Source organism: Bacillus sp. NTK071 (assembly GCF_017303315.1).
Classification (GTDB): Bacteria; Bacillota; Bacilli; order Bacillales; family Guptibacillaceae; genus Guptibacillus.
The window spans coordinates 62,408-80,460 of sequence record NZ_JAFKOI010000011.1 but is presented as its reverse complement, the minus strand read 5'-3'; the positions used below and the strand labels follow the sequence as shown (position 1 = coordinate 80,460).

At 40.0% G+C, this 18,053-nt stretch carries 14 protein-coding genes; 2 read left to right on the top strand and 12 right to left on the bottom strand.

Annotated elements, in window-relative coordinates:
* Positions 1–92: 92 nt before the first annotated feature.
* From JI666_RS15730 to JI666_RS15695, 8 genes are all read right to left on the bottom strand, one after another.
* On the bottom strand, positions 93–3,146 hold the full coding sequence (locus JI666_RS15730; protein ID WP_206893532.1) for a carbohydrate binding domain-containing protein: 3,054 nt from the start codon (positions 3,144–3,146) through the stop codon (positions 93–95).
* 28 nt (positions 3,147–3,174) lie between these two features.
* On the bottom strand, positions 3,175–4,515 hold the full coding sequence (locus tag JI666_RS15725) for a glycoside hydrolase family 30 protein (protein ID WP_206893529.1): 1,341 nt from the start codon (positions 4,513–4,515) through the stop codon (positions 3,175–3,177).
* A gap of 17 nt (positions 4,516–4,532) precedes the next feature.
* Positions 4,533–5,879 (bottom strand): GH1 family beta-glucosidase, encoded by a 1,347-nt coding sequence (locus JI666_RS15720; RefSeq protein WP_206893528.1) that lies wholly within the window; start codon positions 5,877–5,879, stop codon positions 4,533–4,535.
* A gap of 14 nt (positions 5,880–5,893) precedes the next feature.
* Positions 5,894–6,805, bottom strand: a complete 912-nt coding sequence (locus JI666_RS15715; protein ID WP_286170877.1) for a carbohydrate ABC transporter permease — start codon at positions 6,803–6,805, stop codon at positions 5,894–5,896.
* 3 nt (positions 6,806–6,808) lie between these two features.
* Positions 6,809–7,708 (bottom strand): carbohydrate ABC transporter permease, encoded by a 900-nt coding sequence (locus JI666_RS15710; protein WP_136948363.1) that lies wholly within the window; start codon positions 7,706–7,708, stop codon positions 6,809–6,811.
* Positions 7,709–7,768: 60 nt separating this feature from the next.
* Positions 7,769–9,088, bottom strand: coding sequence for an ABC transporter substrate-binding protein (locus JI666_RS15705; protein WP_206893526.1), 1,320 nt, complete (start codon positions 9,086–9,088; stop codon positions 7,769–7,771).
* A gap of 156 nt (positions 9,089–9,244) precedes the next feature.
* Entirely contained in the window at positions 9,245–10,258 is a 1,014-nt protein-coding gene (locus JI666_RS15700) for a LacI family DNA-binding transcriptional regulator (RefSeq protein WP_206893524.1), read from the bottom strand.
* Between the two features lie 156 nt (positions 10,259–10,414).
* Positions 10,415–11,224, bottom strand: coding sequence for an alpha/beta fold hydrolase (locus JI666_RS15695; protein ID WP_206893522.1), 810 nt, complete (start codon positions 11,222–11,224; stop codon positions 10,415–10,417).
* 215 nt (positions 11,225–11,439) lie between these two features.
* On the opposite strand from JI666_RS15695, the gene JI666_RS15690 reads away from it, so the two are divergent.
* Positions 11,440–11,817 (top strand): PH domain-containing protein, encoded by a 378-nt coding sequence (locus tag JI666_RS15690; protein ID WP_206893587.1) that lies wholly within the window; start codon positions 11,440–11,442, stop codon positions 11,815–11,817.
* A gap of 62 nt (positions 11,818–11,879) precedes the next feature.
* Here the strand turns inward: JI666_RS15690 and nhaC are convergent, their stop codons facing one another.
* The 4 genes from nhaC to JI666_RS15670 all read right to left on the bottom strand — a co-directional run bounded on the left by nhaC (position 11,880) and on the right by JI666_RS15670 (position 16,211).
* Positions 11,880–13,313 carry a Na+/H+ antiporter NhaC gene (nhaC, locus tag JI666_RS15685; RefSeq protein WP_206893520.1) on the bottom strand — a complete coding sequence of 478 codons (1,434 nt, stop codon included), beginning with the start codon at positions 13,311–13,313 and terminating at the stop codon, positions 11,880–11,882.
* An 86-nt stretch (positions 13,314–13,399) separates the two neighbouring features.
* Positions 13,400–13,654: a biotin/lipoyl attachment domain-containing protein gene (locus JI666_RS15680; protein ID WP_206893519.1), complete on the bottom strand. Its 255-nt coding sequence runs from the start codon at positions 13,652–13,654 to the stop codon at positions 13,400–13,402.
* Between the two features lie 37 nt (positions 13,655–13,691).
* Positions 13,692–14,972, bottom strand: a complete 1,281-nt coding sequence (locus JI666_RS15675; RefSeq protein WP_414635148.1) for a Glu/Leu/Phe/Val family dehydrogenase — start codon at positions 14,970–14,972, stop codon at positions 13,692–13,694.
* Between the two features lie 36 nt (positions 14,973–15,008).
* On the bottom strand, positions 15,009–16,211 hold the full coding sequence (locus tag JI666_RS15670) for an ornithine--oxo-acid transaminase (protein ID WP_206893514.1): 1,203 nt from the start codon (positions 16,209–16,211) through the stop codon (positions 15,009–15,011).
* 302 nt (positions 16,212–16,513) lie between these two features.
* Here JI666_RS15670 and JI666_RS15665 point away from each other — a divergent pair, with 302 nt between their 5' ends.
* Complete coding sequence (locus JI666_RS15665) at positions 16,514–17,902, top strand: sigma-54 interaction domain-containing protein (RefSeq protein ID WP_414635147.1); 1,389 nt, start codon at positions 16,514–16,516, stop codon at positions 17,900–17,902.
* Positions 17,903–18,053 lie beyond the last annotated feature (151 nt).

The window sequence follows — 18,053 nt, the reverse complement described above, 5'->3', positions numbered from 1 at the left end:
TTTATGAAACTAAACGATTAGAATAAAAAAAGAAGCAGTTAGTGATTCCTAACTACTTCTCTTTTATAACTTCAAGTTTCCGCAAAGATCATTTACTTAATCATCACATTGTCTACTGTTATGGTCGAGGGCACAGATGCACCGTTAATTTTGCCAACTTCAAAGACTAATTTTCCGTTGACGTTTGTAGCTTTCTGCATTTCAAATGTAAACGTATGTGTTCCCATCTCTGTACCTATTGAAATCTGTTTTGTCTCCATAAATGGAATGAACCAAGGATCTGTTGATAAAGGTTCACCGATTACGAGATTAATGTCCCGTGCCACGGAGGATTTAGCATCAAAGGATACAGTGTACGTACGGCCATTTTCAAAGAAAAGATTTTCTTGAAAGACTTGTGGGCTGTAAGATTGATCACCTGTTTTTGATACTACAATTTTCATTTGACCATCTTCCGTTACAACTTCACCTTCTGCGGCGCCACTCCACTGATCTCCCCACCATGATCCCCAATTGGTTAGACCATTCGAAAAGTCTCCATTTCTCACAACGGATTCATTCGGCTGTTCAGGTGCGAGAACGAACCAATCGAAATTAACATTTGCAGCATTAATTTGAAGTGTTTGAATCCCTTTATCCAAATGAATCGTGTCCGTTACGGTTTTCCAGTTGCCCCAACCACCGGTTTGAGCGACATCTATAGAAGTTACTTCATCTGCCTGATCAACGAAAATTTCACCCATTCCAAGCGTGCCATCGAACACGTTACCCGCTTTATTTAATAGCGTGATGTTGCCTCCATCTCTTCCTGAAGCTACTTGATAGCGAATCGTGTAATTTCCTTCTTCTTTAACATCGACAGCGTATTGCATCCAATCGCCTGCATCAATCCAACCAACGCTCTTACCATCTTCTCCAAGCTGAACACCAGACATTGATTGAAAATCTTCGGCTTCTACTTTCGTTACGCCTTCAATCGTAACAGGAGGTGCTACTCGTTTCATCTCCACATTATCAATCGTGACGTTAGAGCGCTTACTACCACCTAGTAAAAATTCAAATACTGTTTTAGGATCTGTTTCTTTCATATCGAGCATAACTTGATAAGAGCTCATCTCTTCTGTAATGGAAATGTTCTCATTGACAACATAATCTTCTAAACGTTTATCATCTGTTAGTCGTAATCCGATTTGTCTAGCGTTATCTGCTTTTGCATCAAACGTAAGAACATAAACCCCTTCTTCTATATTTAAGTTATTCTGACTGAGTCGTACATCATCTTGCTTAGAGGATTTTTTAATATCAATAGTTATCTCTCGATCTGGAATAGCTTCACCTACAGAAGCAGTAGCCTTTGCCTTTCCAACTTGACCGAGCTCCCAGAACACCATTCGATCGCTACCTTGATCGAACGTTCCATTGTAAATATAGTTCCCAGTTGGAAGAACCTTTTTGGAAGCATTCGGATCTTTCGGAAGCTTAACGAGACTTACATTATCAATCCAGACTGGGAGGTCTGAACTCTGCCCCATGTTGAACTCAATACGAGAATGTGGATCTGTTCCATTCTCCATATCGAATTCAAACGAATAGCTCTGATTTTCTGATGTAAGCGCTATGCTTTTGTCAGACAAATATCTAGCAAACCCCTGCTCAGGACCAGAAATGTTGACGACCATTCCACGATCATCGCTAGAACGTGCATCAAATGAAAGCTTATAGCGCTCTCCATTCTCTAGTGGAATATTTGGTTGCACAAATTGAATGGCATATGGTTGATCGCCTGGATCAGAAATCGTAACTTTTGCTACTCCATCCACTACAGCCACTTCCCCTGCTCCACCAAATAAATCAGATGGTTCAAAGGGTTGAAAATCCCAATACTCGAGGTCTGTATCAAAAAGACCGTTATAGACGTAGTCGCCATTTACCGGCTCTCTTAAATCTTCATTGGTTTCTTTTGATACAGGACGCTCACCCGCTTCACGGTATTCACCATCAAGCTCATAAACCTTTACATAATCAACAAGCATCTGGTTTGGAAATGTAGTTGAATCATCTGGATAACCTGGCCAGTTTCCCCCTACAGCCAAGTTAAGCTGCAAGAAGAAGTCGCGATCGAATGGAGCTGGATATGTATAGGCAGCCGCTTCGTTCTCGTTTTTTGTGAACCAGTCGTTTTGTTTTGCATAGAGAATACCATCTACATACCAGCGAAACTCTCCTGGTTCCCAGTCCAACGTAAACGTATGATAATCATCTGAAAAATCTCCTACTGGAAGATCATAAGATTCACCTGTGTTTTTCCACGGTTTCCCATAATGAAGTGTGCCATAAACTGTATCAGGATCATGACCTAGGAGCTCCATAATATCGATTTCTCCAGTTGCTGGCCAACCTGAGTAAAGCTCATAATCCGTTGGCATCATCCAGATAGCAGGCCACATTCCTTGCCCCTTAGGAAGTTTGGCTTTAATTTCATAACGCCCATAGGTCCAATCACCTTTATTCTGGGTTGTTAACTTCGCAGACGTGTACTCATTTCCTCCGAATTGCTCCTTATGGGCTTCTATGACTAACGAGCCATCTTCAACACGAGCATTTTTCTCGCGATCCGTGTAGTTCTGCCACTCATTGTTTCCGTAGCCACCGCCGCCCTGGACGAAATTCCACTTGTCTTCATTAATGCTCTCTCCATTAAACTCGTCTTCCCAAACTAAATTCCATTCTTCTTTTTGAATGTCGCTTTTCTTTAGCTCAATTTGCTTAAAGTCGACAATTTCATCATCTTCATTAAGAACATAGACCATCACAAACTTGTTAATTTCTTCATCTACACCAGATAAATCTGCGCCGGAAACATAAGGGTTTGTAACAGTGCGATCATCAGGCACATCTTCTCCTACTTTTGCTTGCATTACTTTATTTGAGATCTTCACAGCAAGATGCAGGTCATCTTGAACAGAAGCTCTCACTTTCGTTGTTCCATGGACTTTTCCTTTCATTACAGCAGGATGAAATGATCGCTCAACAACATGTTCACTCTTTTTATTTTCTTTTCCTTTTTCATGACTAGAGGCAGCGGTTGGAATCGCAGGACTTAAAGCAAGAACACCGGCAAGTAGAACGGGTATGACACTTCGCATTATTAATTGTCCTCCTCAAGTTTTCCTTTTATATGAGTACCGTAGAGATTGAATGCGCAGGCATCGTAACAGCTACATTCTGTCCTTCAATCTCAAGGTTAACAGCACGCTCTTCATCATTTTCATTCATTAGAATCACAACAATTTCGCCAGACTCATTTCTAAAAGAAGTTGATTGAATATCTTCGTTTACAGAAGTACAGCCTATTCGAACAGCACCAGGCTTCACATACTTACTAAAGTGACCAATGTAATAGAAAGAACTATTGTAATGAATTTCCCCTGACTTCGTATCAACAATGACCGGAGCATCACAATAATTCCCAACATGATTAGGGCCACCTTCTTCGTTCAACACAATATTCCAATCAATCCACGCTTCTAAATAGTTGTTCAAATCACCCATGATATTTCGTGCATAACGTTCACCAGTATGCCACGCACCGAGTTGTACGCCGCCTTCAATACACCCTTCCGTGAAAATAAGATGCTTATCAGGGAACGCATTGTGAACTTTTGATAGATTCTCAAATTCTTCTGAGACGTACCAGTGAAGTCCAGTTCCCCACACATACTGAGCTGCTTCTGGATCAGACAACACTTTACTTGCTCGTTCATAAACGACATCCCGATTGTGGTCCCAGATAATCACCTTAAGATCGTCTCTTCCGTTCTTACGGATTGCTGGTCCAAGATGGTTTTTAATAAAGTCTCGCTCTTCTTCTGCCGTATAAAGACAGGAGTCCCATACTTGCTTCGCTTCAGGTTCGTTTTGGATGGTTAGTCCCCAGATCGGAATTCCTTCCGCTTCCATTGCGTCAACATACTTCATGTAATAGTCAGCCCATACTGAATGGTACTCAGGAAGAAGCTTTCCTCCATGATTCATTTCATTGTTGCTTTTCATCCAAGGCGGAGGACTCCATGGCGAAGAAACGATAGACAAGTTGTCCCCCGCTACCTTAGTTGCATCTTTTATCAAAGGAATGACAAGTTCTTGCTCCCTCTCAATCGAAAAAGTTGATAAGGATGTATCATTTTCTTCAACATACGTATAATTCCCCAGCGAAAAATCACAGCTATTAATATGAGTACGACCGAAGCGATACCCCAGGCCCTCTTCAGGATGAAAATAGCGATGGATAATTTCATTTCTTTTCTCTTCACTAATAAGAGAAAGGGTATGAGCAGATGCCTCTGTGAAGGCACCGCCAAACCCTAGTATTGTTTGATATGTTTGTTTTGGATCGAGCTTAATCTGAGTAGCATCTGCATTTGAAAGAGGTGAGACCTGAAGTGGTTCCTTAACTTTAAGAAGGTCTCCGTTATCTCTAGCTGATTGAATATGAGTAATAGTTTGTGTCTGCATCGAATTTCCCCTTCCCTTTACGCATTAAGTGGTTGAACAGATCCTCTATTCTTCACAATGTCCGCATACCACAATGCACTGTCTTTCCAGATTCGTTCCTGTGTTTCATAATTCACGTGAATAATGCCAAAACGTTTATCATAACCGAAGCTCCACTCGAAGTTATCAAGCAACGACCAGAGATAGTAGCCTTGAATGTTCATACCTTCTTCATTTAAATCAGATACCGCTTGAAGATGTTTTTCTACATAATCTATTCTTAGTTGATCATGTACACGGCCATCTTCCAGCTTATCATCATAAGCTGCACCATTTTCCGTAATATAGATTGGAAGGTCTGTATATTCGTTTCTTAATCTTCTAATGAGATCTTTAAATTCATTTGGTGCTATATCCCAGCCCATTCCTGTTTTCTCATAATCAGAATGTGCGCCTTGAGTTAGAAAATCGTTCGCAGCATTAAATTCAACTAATCCACGGCTATAGTAGTTAATACCAAAGAAATCGCACGGTGTTGAAATAGTCTCTAAATCGCCTTCTTGAATGAAATCATAGTTATGAACATATTTGGAAAACAAGTTCATCATGTCAACTGGATAGCTTCCTTTAAAAACAGGATCTAAGAACCAGCGATTTGAGTAACCATCTGAGTTGTTTGCTGCAAGACGATCATTGACCGAATCCGTTTTTGGATAAACCGGAGATAGATTTAACGTAATACCAATTGATGTCGTAGAAGCGAATTCATTTTTCAACATGTTTACTGCTTCCCCGTGGGATAGAAGCATGTGGTGAACAGCACGTACTGCTTCTTCTAAGTTTGTATGTCCAGGTGCATGAACGCCCATATGGTAACCAAGAAAACCTGCACACCATGGTTCATTGTGAGTAATCCATGAATCTACTAATCCATCAAGCTCACGGAAGCAAACTCTTGCATAATCCAAGAACCACTGGACTGAATCACGGTTTACCCAACCGCCTTGTTCATGTGCCCACATTGGAAGATCCCAGTGATAGAGTGTAACAGCAGGCTTAATTCCTTCTTCACGCAATCGTTTTGCTAATGTTTGATAGAACGCCATTCCTTCTTCGTTATACTGCCCTTTTGCAGGGAAAATACGTGGCCAGGCAATGGAGAAACGGTAGGTGTCTACTCCAAGTTCTTTAATAATTTGAATATCTTCTTCATAGCGGTGATAGTGATCACACGCAACATCTCCATTATGTTGTTCATGCACTTTACCTGGAATATCACAGAACATATCCCAAATGGAAGGGGTTCTTCCCCCTTCGTTATGGGCACCTTCAATTTGATACGAAGATGTTGCTGTTCCGAACGTAAAATCCTTATTAAATTTCATATACTTCCACTCCCCTACTCTTTAACAGCTCCAGCTGAGATACTATTAACGATGTACTTAGACAAAAATAGAAATGCAATCATGATAGGAACAACAGATATTGCGATACCAAGATACATAGATCCTAGATTTTGTGCTACCTGTGAACCTTTTAAGAAGCCCATTAGTACAGGTAAAGTATATTTCTCAGGCGAGAATAGAACGACTAACGGCACAATGTAGTTGTTCCATGAACCGATAAATGTAAAGATCGACATCGTTGCTACTGCTGGCATCATAATTGGAATGGCTACAGTGTGGAAAATGCGCAACTCACTCGCACCATCAATTCTAGCTGCTTCAATTAAGCTTGGGTGAAGCGTTGTTTGAATGTACTGACGCAAGAAGAATACGACAAATGGACTAGCGATAGCTGGAATGATTAAAGGAATGAACGTATCCAGGATGCCAAGATTTTTACAAAGTTCATAGAATCCAATTAGTCCTAATTGACCAGGAACCATCATCATGACAAGCATGAAAACAAAGAGAAAGTTCTTGCCTTTAAAGTTATAGAAAGCAAATCCATAAGCTGTCAAAGCCGAGAAATAACCAGTCAGAAGTGTTACAAGAACGGAAATAATCAAGCTATTTTTAAAACCGTTCCAAATGTTTACGTATTCCATCATCGTACGGTAGTTCTCTAATAGCGCTGTACCTGGAATTAACGTGAAACCGGTTAGAATTGCATCATTTGAACGAGTCGCATTCACAAGCATCATAAGGAAAGGGATAAAACAGATGATCGCTGTAAGGATAAGGAGTGCATAAATAACTCCCTTGATAATGGATCGACGCTTCTTTGGTTTTGGTTCTTGAGTCACCAAGGTTCTTTTACTAAGTTGCTCAGGTGTTACGTTGTTTTCGATCTCAGTTCTGTCCATCATGATTTACACCCGCCTCGCTTGTTTACGCTCGTTACCATACATTGATTTGAATACGATTGCTGAGAAGATAATCGTAATGATGAACAAACCATATGCAACAGCAGCAGCATAACCGTAGTTATTGTACTTAAATGCTTGATTGTACAAATAAAGCACCATTGTATTTAGTGAACCATCAGGGGAACCGATTCCATCTGTTAATAGCATTGGAAGGTCGAATAGCTGAAGGCCACCAATTAAAGAAGTAATCATAATATAGAGAAGAATTGGCTTTAACAATGGAAGAGTAATCTTCGTAAATGTTTGCCAGCGATTCGCACCATCAATCAGTGCCGCTTCATAGAAGTCAGTAGAAATTCCAGAAACACCTGCCATCACAACAATGAATGAATGTCCAAACCACATCCATGTGAGGATAAGTGAAACTGATAGCTGAGCAGAAGCTGGTTCATTTAGCCAGTTGATTGGCTCTGAGATAAGACCAATGTTCATCAATACCATATTTAAAGATCCGTGTTGCCAATCTAGTAGAATACCAAACAGTAGCGCAACGGAGCTTACTGTAATTAAGTTCGGAAGATAGAAAATAGATCTGAAGAAGGATAGTCCCTTCATTTTCACTCGCATATCAGAGAATATGGCAGCAAGAATAAGTGCAATAACAATTTGTAGCGCAAAGTTAACGCCCCAGATCTTCCAGGTGTTAAAAAACGCTTCAACAAAGTAAGAGTCTGCAATCAAACGCTGATAATTGGCTAATCCAACGACTTCAGCTGTTCCGCTTCCGCTGTAGTTCGTAAAGCTATAATAGAAAGTTAATGCAACCGGATAGATATTAAATATGAGAAAGATGATCCAAAACGGAGCTATAAAGGCATAGCCATAGTTGTTGAGGTTCTTCATCTCATCGCTCCTCTCAAAATAAGATAAGCGGTATAAGAAGACTTACACCGCTTACACTTGTTACTTCTTTGGTACTTTCAATTCAGGGTAAGCATTCTGAGCTTTTTTGTAGAATTCAGCAATTGCTTCATCTTTCGATTTCTTACCATCTACGTACTCTTGAACCGCATTTCCGTAGAACGTATCAAGCTGCTGGTCGTACTTTGTTACGATACCTGGCTCAATGCTCTTCGCTTGATCAAGGAAGAATTCATAGTTATTTTGACCACCTAGGAATTCATCACTGAAATCGTCTTTGATTTCGTTTGTAACAGGAAGGTAAGAAAGAACATCTCCTGTTTCTTTCGCCCAGTCAGTTAGGAACTCGTCATCTTGTGTCATCATTTTCACGAAATCATAAGCAAGCTCTTTATTCTCAGATTTGTTGTAGACACCCAACCATGTTCCACCCCAGAAATACGGGCTTGGTCCGCTTGTTACAGCCCAGTCACCATCAGATTCTTTAACGTTTGTCTTCAAGACGCTGTGAAGTCCCCATGTAGGAAGAACATATGAGAATACTTCCGTTTCTGTTTCTTTACCGTTTTCTTTAACTTTAATTGGCTTATCCATTGCTTCAAACCAAGATGGAGACCACTCTGGTGCTAGTGCTGTATAGCTGTTTTCACGAAGTTGCTTAGCATAATCAAGGAATTCAATCTTCTGATCTGTTAGCTTTAACTCATCGTTTTCGTTAACCCACGGCTTCGGATCGTCGCCTTGAGAGAACCAGCGGATTGAACCTTCATCAGGGAACATGCGATAGCCTTTTTCTTTCATTTTCTCTGATACTTCAAATACCTTGTCCATAGAAGTAAGCATTTCACCGATTTCTTTTGGATCATCAGTTCCTAGTACCTCTTTCGCAATGCTACGCTTGTAGAAAAGACCACCAGGTGTTGTCTGCCAAGATAGTGCTCTAACATCGCCTTGCTCGTCTTTACCTAAATCGAACACATATGGTACATAGTTATCAGCAATTTCATTTACGTTATATGGTTCTTTGGAAAGGTTCTCCCAGTATCCAGCATTTACCCATTGCTTCAAGAATGCAATTTCTCCAGTAAATACATCTGGTGCACCTACGCCACTTTCAAGTACTGGCTTAAGCTTAGTCGGATAGTCAGCGATTGGTACAATTGTCAGTTCAACTTTGACACCATTTTTTTCTTCAAATGTAGTAATTGGTTTCTTCAACTCATCTGTGAATGACCAGACCTTTAGATCTACATCTTTTTTCTTATCGCTTTTCGCATCTCCTGAAGTCTCTGTGTTGGAACAACCTGCAAGAACACCAAACAATAGAACGAGTGACATGATAAGACCTACAACTTTCTTCATGGGTGAGCCCCTTTCCAAATTAGAAAAATAGTATTGTTAACGAAACCGGTTTCGAATCGGTGATAAAAATATAATCGAAAGCGGTTTCGATTAATCCAAAAAAATATAAGATGAAGAATAAGAAAGCGGTTTCTTAATTACTTAAAAAAATTTTCTTTATTTTTTTAAGCGTTTACATGAGTCTCTTTCCATTAATGTAACTGGAATAATCTCTTCCGTAACGATTTTCTTCTTTTGTATAATTTGTTTCATTAAAAGCTGTGTAGCTCGTACACCTATTTGATCAGTATCCTGCTTGATCGTCGTTAGCTTAGGTGTTACGTAACTTGCCATTTCAATATCGTCATAACCGATAATTGAAAGATCTTCAGGTATGCTTAACCCTTTTGCTTTGGCTGTTTCCATAGCACCAATTGCCATGTGGTCCCCAGCTACAAAGACTGCGGTCGGAGGATCAGTTAAGTCCAACAACTTCTCCATTGCTAACGCGCCTTCTTCGATTGAGAAAAGTCCACCATTCACAAGGTAGCCATCAAGCACTGGCAAATTTCTTTTTTTCATAGCGTCCATGTATCCTTTAATTCGAACCTTCCCAGCATAAATGGTGTGATCTCCTGCGATATGTGCAATTTTGGTATGCCCTAGAGAATAGAGATAGTTAATTGCAAGTTCTCCACCAGAAAGATTGTCTGAAAAAACAACGCTACAGTCTTGATTACTCATGTCAATAACAACGATAGGAATGCTACTATTGATCATTTCTTGAACCTGTGGATCTTTTGGATCTGAGCAAATCACCATAATCCCATCTACTCCACGATATAGGAAATGCTCAAGATAGCTTGTCCCTCTGTTTCGAAGATTTCGGGATGCTAGAATTAAATCATAGCCTTCCTTCTCCGCATGTTTACGAAAACTTTCGATAACACCACTAAAGAATGGATGCTTCATTCCTACCCCATTTGATTCAGAAAACATAACGCCTATTGTCCATGATTTCTTTGTTGATAGAGACTGCGCATGAGCATTTGGTAAGTAACCCATTTCCGCAGCAGTATCAATAATAGCTTGCTTTGTTTTCTTACTAACATCAGGATAATCATTGAGTGCTTTAGAGACAGTAGTACTCGAAAATCCAGTTTTCTTTGCTAAATCATAGATTGTAATCATCGTGGTCTCCTCTGGATCGAAAGCGCTTTCGTTGATGTTATTATAGCCCACGATTTTGGGATAATCAATACTCTTTTTGATAATTTTCAAAATATTTTTCTGGGTAAAAATTAGGCAAGTACAAGGGTGCACCTGCCTACTATTTTAACTAATTTATTATTTATGAAGAGACTTCAAAAAATCATCAACTACTCGGTTAAATCGATCCGGCTCTTCTAGAAATGGACAATGACAACTTTCTTCGAACACTTCCAATGTTGCGTTAGGAATTTCTTTACACAAATGCTCGCCTGCTGCTACAGGAATGAGCTTTTCCTCTCTTCCGAAACACAACAATGTTGGAATGGTAATGCTATTCAAATAAGGACGACAATCTACAATGGATTGATCGAATAGGATTGCACTTGCAATAGAAGAAGGAAGCTTTGTCGTCTCTTCAAGCATCCAATCGAGGTCAGCTTGAGGCAAATCTTCTTTAAACATTAGAGGAATGAACCCTTTAAGAAGTCCGGTTTGATCAATTTGAATATCACGCATCATTCCTGTTAGTGCAGGAAGATCAAATGCACCTATTTCAAAATCGGGCCATTTGAAATCAGAAGCAAGCTCGTCAACAATGACGGTTCCTTTTACATTATCTTCACCGAACTGATGCAAGTATTCCCATATGACAAATGCGCCCATCGACCATCCCACAAGTGTGACATCCTTAAGCTGGAGCTTCTCCATAAAATGCTTTAAATCACGAGCGTAATTCGCAACGGTATGTCCTGACTGAACGTGGGAAGATTGACCGTGACCTCTTAAATCTAATGAAATAGCACGGTACTTCTGCCTGAAGTAAGGCAATTGCTTCTTAAAAAAGCGACTACTCATCCATACTCCATGAATAAAGATAACAGGCGAGCCCATTCCTACATCTTCATAATAAAGCTCTACATTGTGATCTAGGTTCACAATTGGCATGTGATTCCCTCCTAAATGTGAGAGTAATTCGCTCTCAAGAATGATGCGATTTACTGCGTTTATTTTATCATTGGCATCATTGGAAACGTATGCTTATTCTGGCATTACATTCTAGAAATCGTTCGACAGAAGTCGAGCTAAATCGGGTGGTGACAGGCACCACGTATGATAGAATACTAGTTAGATAGCAGTTAATATGCAGAGGAGGAATTATGATGGGTATTCTAAGCGGCTTTATGGGAAACGCATCTACCATGAATAAGGAAGATGTTAAGAAGGAGCTTACCAATATTCTTGCTGATACGGAAGAAGTGAATGCAGCATTTAAACTTGTACGTGATTTAATTGTCTTCACTGACAAACGTCTACTCTTTGTGGATAAGCAAGGTATGACAGGGAAAAAGATCGAGTATCATTCAGTTCCTTACAAAAGCATCTCTCACTATAGTATCGAAACAGCAGGACACTTTGACCTTGATGCTGAGCTTAAAATCTGGGTTTCTAGTTCACAAGCTCCCACATTCTCGAAGCAATTTAAAAAAGATGATAGTATCTATTCCGTTCAAAAGATTCTTGCTGAACTTTGTGGATGAGATTCAACACCAAAGGAGCGTCCCACTGTGTGGAACGCTCCTTTGCTTTCTTTACTAATTGCCTAAACTACATCTTCAGCTTTTTCCTCTACTTCCTTCCACTTTGTTCTTTCTTCTTTCGTCATATACGCAATCGTTAATCCTGTCCAAGCAAATATAATTGATAGAATTGGCACTAGATAATTCAGAATCGCGTAAGGAGCATATTCAAACACGGATACACCTAGTGTCCCAAAAATAAAAACCGCACATGTATTCCATGGAACAAAGACAGAAGTTAATGTACCACCATCTTCAATAGCTCTAGATAAATTCTTAGGGTGTAGATTTAGTTCCCTGTATCGTTTCACATACATTCTTCCTGGTAGCACCACTGAAATATACTGCTCTGCCGTTAAAACATTTGTAGCAAAAGCGGACATCACAGTCGTCGTTAGTAATCCCCGCGCTGTTCTAGCTACCTTAATGATTTTGGTCACAATAGCATTTAACATGCCTGTATTCTCAAGTATTCCTCCGAATGTCATCGCACAAATAACAAGAGATACTGTGTACATCATATCGTCAATTCCGCCTCGATTGAAAAGCTCATCTATCGTAGCATTGCCGGTTTCTATAACGAATCCGCTTTGTAACGTATGAATAGCCGTTCCGACCGAACCGCCCTGAACAAAGATATCTGCCAGAAAACCAAGAATAATTCCCGCTATTAGCGAGGGCATGACAGGAACCTTTTGAGATACCAAGACGATAACGACTGCTGGAACCACTAATAACCATGGTGATATTACGAAATTCTCCTGTAAGACAATCATGATTGATTGAATTTTCTCGAAATCGATCTTGTTTGATCCAAATTCTGTTCCTAAATACCAATAAACCCCAAGAGCAATAATGAATGCAGGTACAGTTGTATATGTCATGTGCTTAATATGTTCAAATAAGTTCGCACCTACAGTCCCAGATGCTAGATTTGTGGTATCTGATAAAGGAGACATTTTATCACCAAAATAAGCCCCAGAAATAATGGCTCCTGCAACCATGGAGGCGGGAATCCCCATGCTAGTTCCAATCCCCATCCCAGCAATACCGATGGTGCCCATCGTAGACCATGAACTTCCAGTTGCAATCGAGACAATCGCGCAAATAACAGCAATTGAAACTAAGAAAAAAGCGGGCGATATGAGCTTTAAGCCATAGTAAAACATCGTTGCAACGATCCCACCGCCAATCCATGCCCCAATCAAAATTCCTACTAGAATAATGATAACAATTGCTGGTAATGAAAGACGAATTCCTTTATAAATACTAGATTCTATTTCAACCCAGTTAAATCCAACTGACCAAGCTATGAGAGCGGATACAATAGCACCTAATATTAGTGGGACGTGAGCACTTCCTTTGAAAACAACAATGGTAAAACCCATCGCGATAATCATGGCGATGAAGGGTATAATCGCTAAGCCAAACGGCATATGCCTGTCGCTTTTCCTCATTCACTTACCTCCAATTTTCATTTCTGCACTCATGTCCTGTCACCTATGTATCCTTCCTGCGAACAGAAAGGATTTCTTCAAATCACTCAATCACTACCCGTTATCAGTAAATCATCTTTCAATTTTGCTAGAACAGTAGCAGGGGTTACTTGCTCCCCCTGCTCAACTTCTAAGGAGAGGATCGAACCGCTATAACCGACTGCAATCTCTTCAAGAGTTCCACGGCTCGTTCTAATTAGGAATAACTTCTCCCACTCATAGACGTAATCGAGCTGTTTCATCATGACTTGTTCAATCGTTCCAAAACAAGGACTATTAATAATATGAACGGTATCATTCATCTTTATCTTCTCCTTCCATAGATTAGGGATATGACTCTTATACCCAGCCGCGAAACTTAGACGCTTCTGCCATTTTTCTAATACCAGCCATATAGGCAGCTAATCTCGTATCAACTTGATAAGTCTTAGAAATATCATAAACTTTGGCAAATGCTTCTACAATCACCTTGCGTAGCCTTGTTTCTACTTCTTCCTCTGTCCAATAATAACCCTGGTTATTTTGGACCCATTCAAAATAAGATACTGTTACACCACCAGAGCTAGCAAGTACATCAGGAACTAGCAAAATACCACGCTTCGTTAAGATTTTGGTAGCTTCAATTGTCGTCGGCCCATTTGCTGCTTCGACGACAATTGAAGCGTTAATGGCAGCAGCATTTTCTATCGTAATTTGGTTTGAGATGGCTGCGGGCACAAGAATGTCACAGTCTAGCTCTAATAATTCTTTGTTTGTAATCGTATCTTGAAACAGAGTTGTAACGGTCCCAAAGCTATCGCGCCGGTCTAATAAGTAATCAATATCAAGACCATCTGGATCATAAATAGCACCGTAAGCATCAGAAATTGCAATAACGTTAGCACCAGCATCATGCATGAACTTTGCTAAGAAACTCCCAGCATTTCCAAATCCTTGAATGACGACACGAGCACCCTGCAATTGAATTCCCTTTTTTCTTGCAGCCTCTTCAATACAAATTGTCACACCACGTGCTGTTGCTGTTTCTCTTCCATGAGAACCACCAAGGACGACAGGCTTCCCTGTAATAAACCCAGGAGAATCGAATTCACGAATACGGCTATATTCATCCATCATCCATGCCATAATTTGAGAATTTGTGAAAACATCTGGAGCTGGGATATCTTTCGTAGGACCAACAATCTGGCTAATTGCACGAACATAGCCACGACTCAATCCTTCCAATTCACGAAATGACATTTCCCGTGGGTCACAGATGATTCCACCTTTCCCACCCCCGTAAGGTAAATCAGCAATTCCGCACTTTAAACTCATCCAAACAGATAATGCCTTTACCTCATCTTCTGTTACTTCAGGGTGAAATCGCACCCCACCCTTTGTTGGGCCAACGGCATCGTTATGTTGTGACCGATATCCGGTGAAAATACGGATCTTACCATCGTCCATTCGCACAGGTATGCGCACAGTTAGCATTCGTATTGGTTCTTTTAAGAGTTCATACATCTCATCTGAATAGCCTAGTTGTTCGAGCGCTTCTGCTACAACAGTCTGGGTTGATTGAAATAAATTCAGTGACTCCGTATCTTGTTTAACTTCCTGATTGACTTGTTTACCAACTATCGCACCCATGGATACACCCCATCATCTATTTAGTTATTACTTTGATAAGACGTTTACGATTTTGTCAATTGCCCAATCAAGATCTTCTTTTGAAATCACAAGCGGTGGCGCAAATCGAATGACTGTATCATGCGTTTCTTTACACAGTAGGCCTTCTTCTTTCAGTTTCTCGCAATATGGTCTTGCTGGCTCAGTTAATTCCACTCCGATAAATAACCCTTTTCCGCGAATATCTTTAATTAAAGGATTATCGATCTCTTTTAATTTATCTTGAAAATAACTTCCAAGATCAAGTGAACGTTGCGCCAATTGCTCATCTTCTAAGACATCTAGTGCCGCTACAGAGACAGCACACCCAAGCGGGTTACCACCAAAAGTAGATCCGTGTGAACCTGGATTAAACACTCCGAGAATATCCTCATTAGCCGCAACACAAGAAATAGGAAAGACTCCTCCCCCTAATGCTTTACCGAGAATATAAATGTCTGGTTCAACATTCTCCCAATCACATGCAAATGTTTTGCCTGAACGTCCGAGACCTGCTTGAATTTCGTCTGCTACATAAAGAACATTGTTATTACGGCATACATCATATGCCTTCTTTAAAAAGCCTTCAGGAGGAATAATAATTCCCGCTTCTCCCTGAATCGGTTCAAATAGGAAGGCTGCAGTATTTGGTGTAATAGCTTTTTCTAGTGCTTCTATGTCACCATAAGGAATCAATTTAATACCAGGCAACATTGGTCCAAATCCTTTTTGGTACTCTGATTCAGAAGATAGAGAAACAGCAGTCATTGTTCGACCATGAAAATTCCCTACACAAGCGATGATCTCAGCATTACCCTCTGGGACTCCTTTTACATCGTAAGCCCAACGGCGAACGGTTTTAATCGCCGTTTCAACCGCTTCCGCTCCTGTATTCATCGGAAGGATCTTTTCCTTATTGGTTAACTTTGCTACCTTTTCATAAAAAGGGGCCAGTTGATCATTATGAAACGCACGAGAAGTTAAGGTGATACGATCTGCCTGATCTTTTAAAGCTTTGATAATTTTAGGATGACGATGTCCCTGGTTAACAGCCGAATAAGCACTTAACATATCCATATATCGGTTACCTTCGGGGTCCTTTACCCACACGCCTTCTGCATCCGTTATAACGATAGGAAGCGGGTTATAGTTATTTGCTCCATATTGAGTTGTTTTTTCAATGACATTCTCAGTCGTTGTTTGTGTATTCATATTCTTCCTCCTCTAAGTTTCCACATCATTTCAAGAAACATCTAGTTTAGCAGTGTTGTTTCTACTCCCGTATTTATAATGCAAGTTCCGTGCCAACTATTAAATTAATAAGAACCCCTGAGATATCAGGGGCGTAAACTTTGTGCAGCGCAAAAGATATTTGCACCTGCAAAGGTTTTTTGCGCATTAACGCAAAATAATATTGCGCTTTTGCGATACTACTATTTACAATAGCTATAGAACTAGAGGAGGAATATCAGATGCTTAACAAAGAAAGCAATGAAGAAACTCATTCTAAAAACATGAATCTCATTTATAAGAAAATCATCGACGAAATTGCCATCGGCGTTCATGTAATTGATGACAAAGGAAAAACAATTATTTACAACCCAAAAATGATGCAGATTGAAGCAATGGATCGTCATGATGTTCTTGATAAATATTTATTAGACGTTTTTATGTTCTCCGATAATGAGAGCAGTACACTTGTGAAGGCCCTTCAACAAGGCATCGCGACCTCGAATGTGAAACAAACCTATTTCAATAATAAAGGAAAGGAAATCACAACGATTAACAACACTTTTCCTATTCTCAAGAATGGTGTTATTAAAGGAGCCGTAGAAATCTCGAATGATGTAACCAAGATTGAACGACTCATTAGAGATAACATGAATAGGAAAGGCAACACAAAATTTACTTTCGATAGCATTATTGGGGATAGTACTACAATGAAAGAGGTTATTGAAAATACAAAACGAAGTACCAGAACATCTTCGTCAGTACTAATTGTTGGCGAAACTGGGACAGGCAAAGAATTATTCGCACAAAGTATCCACAATGGCAGCAACCGCTCTTCTGCCCCGTTTATCTCACAGAACTGCGCTGCTTTACCTGATAACTTAATAGAAAGTCTTCTATTCGGTACGAAGCGAGGTGCTTTCACTGGCGCAACTGAACGTCCGGGCTTATTTGAACAAGCTGAAGGCGGCACATTATTATTAGATGAAATTAACTCCCTTAATCCACATTTACAAGCAAAATTATTAAGGGCTCTACAAGAGAAAACCATCCGCCGAGTTGGAGACACTCATGACAAAGCGATCGATGTGAGGATTATTGCGACAATGAATGAAGACCCAATTGAAGCAATTGCCAATCAACGAATGCGCAAAGACTTATACTATCGTCTTGGGGTTGTCACATTATTTATTCCTCCATTAAGGGAGCGAAAAGAAGATATTCCTTTATTAGTTGAGACATTTGTCCACAAATACAATGATTTGTTTCAAATGGATGTCAAAAAAGTAAGTGATGAAGTACATCGCTCGTTTCAGTCTTATGACTGGCCAGGAAACGTGAGGGAATTAGAACACGTTATTGAAGGAGCTATGAATTTAGTCATCAGTGAAGATGTCATTCATTACTCTCATTTACCGATACAATACCGAAATAAATCTCCCTTCAAAAAAGAGATTTATTCTATTTATCAGACCGAATCCTTTAATGTCGAAGAAACACAATCAATAGTTCCACTTAAAGATCAGATGGAGAAAACAGAAAAATCCTATATACATAAAGTGTTACAACTGAACAAATATAACATTTCAAAAACAGCTCAAGCACTAGGTGTGAGCAGGCAAAGCCTGCAATATAGATTAAAGAAATTCGGCATCCAAACGCACAAATCATAATCGAACGATAATGCGAAGAGAGTGAGCGGTTTATCCTCTCCTCTTCGAGGCGTTTTATCCCTCATCCAAAACCGGTATAATAATAAGAAATCGCTTCACTATTCGACAGAATTTGACGTATATCGGGTGGTGACAGGCACCACTATCCACG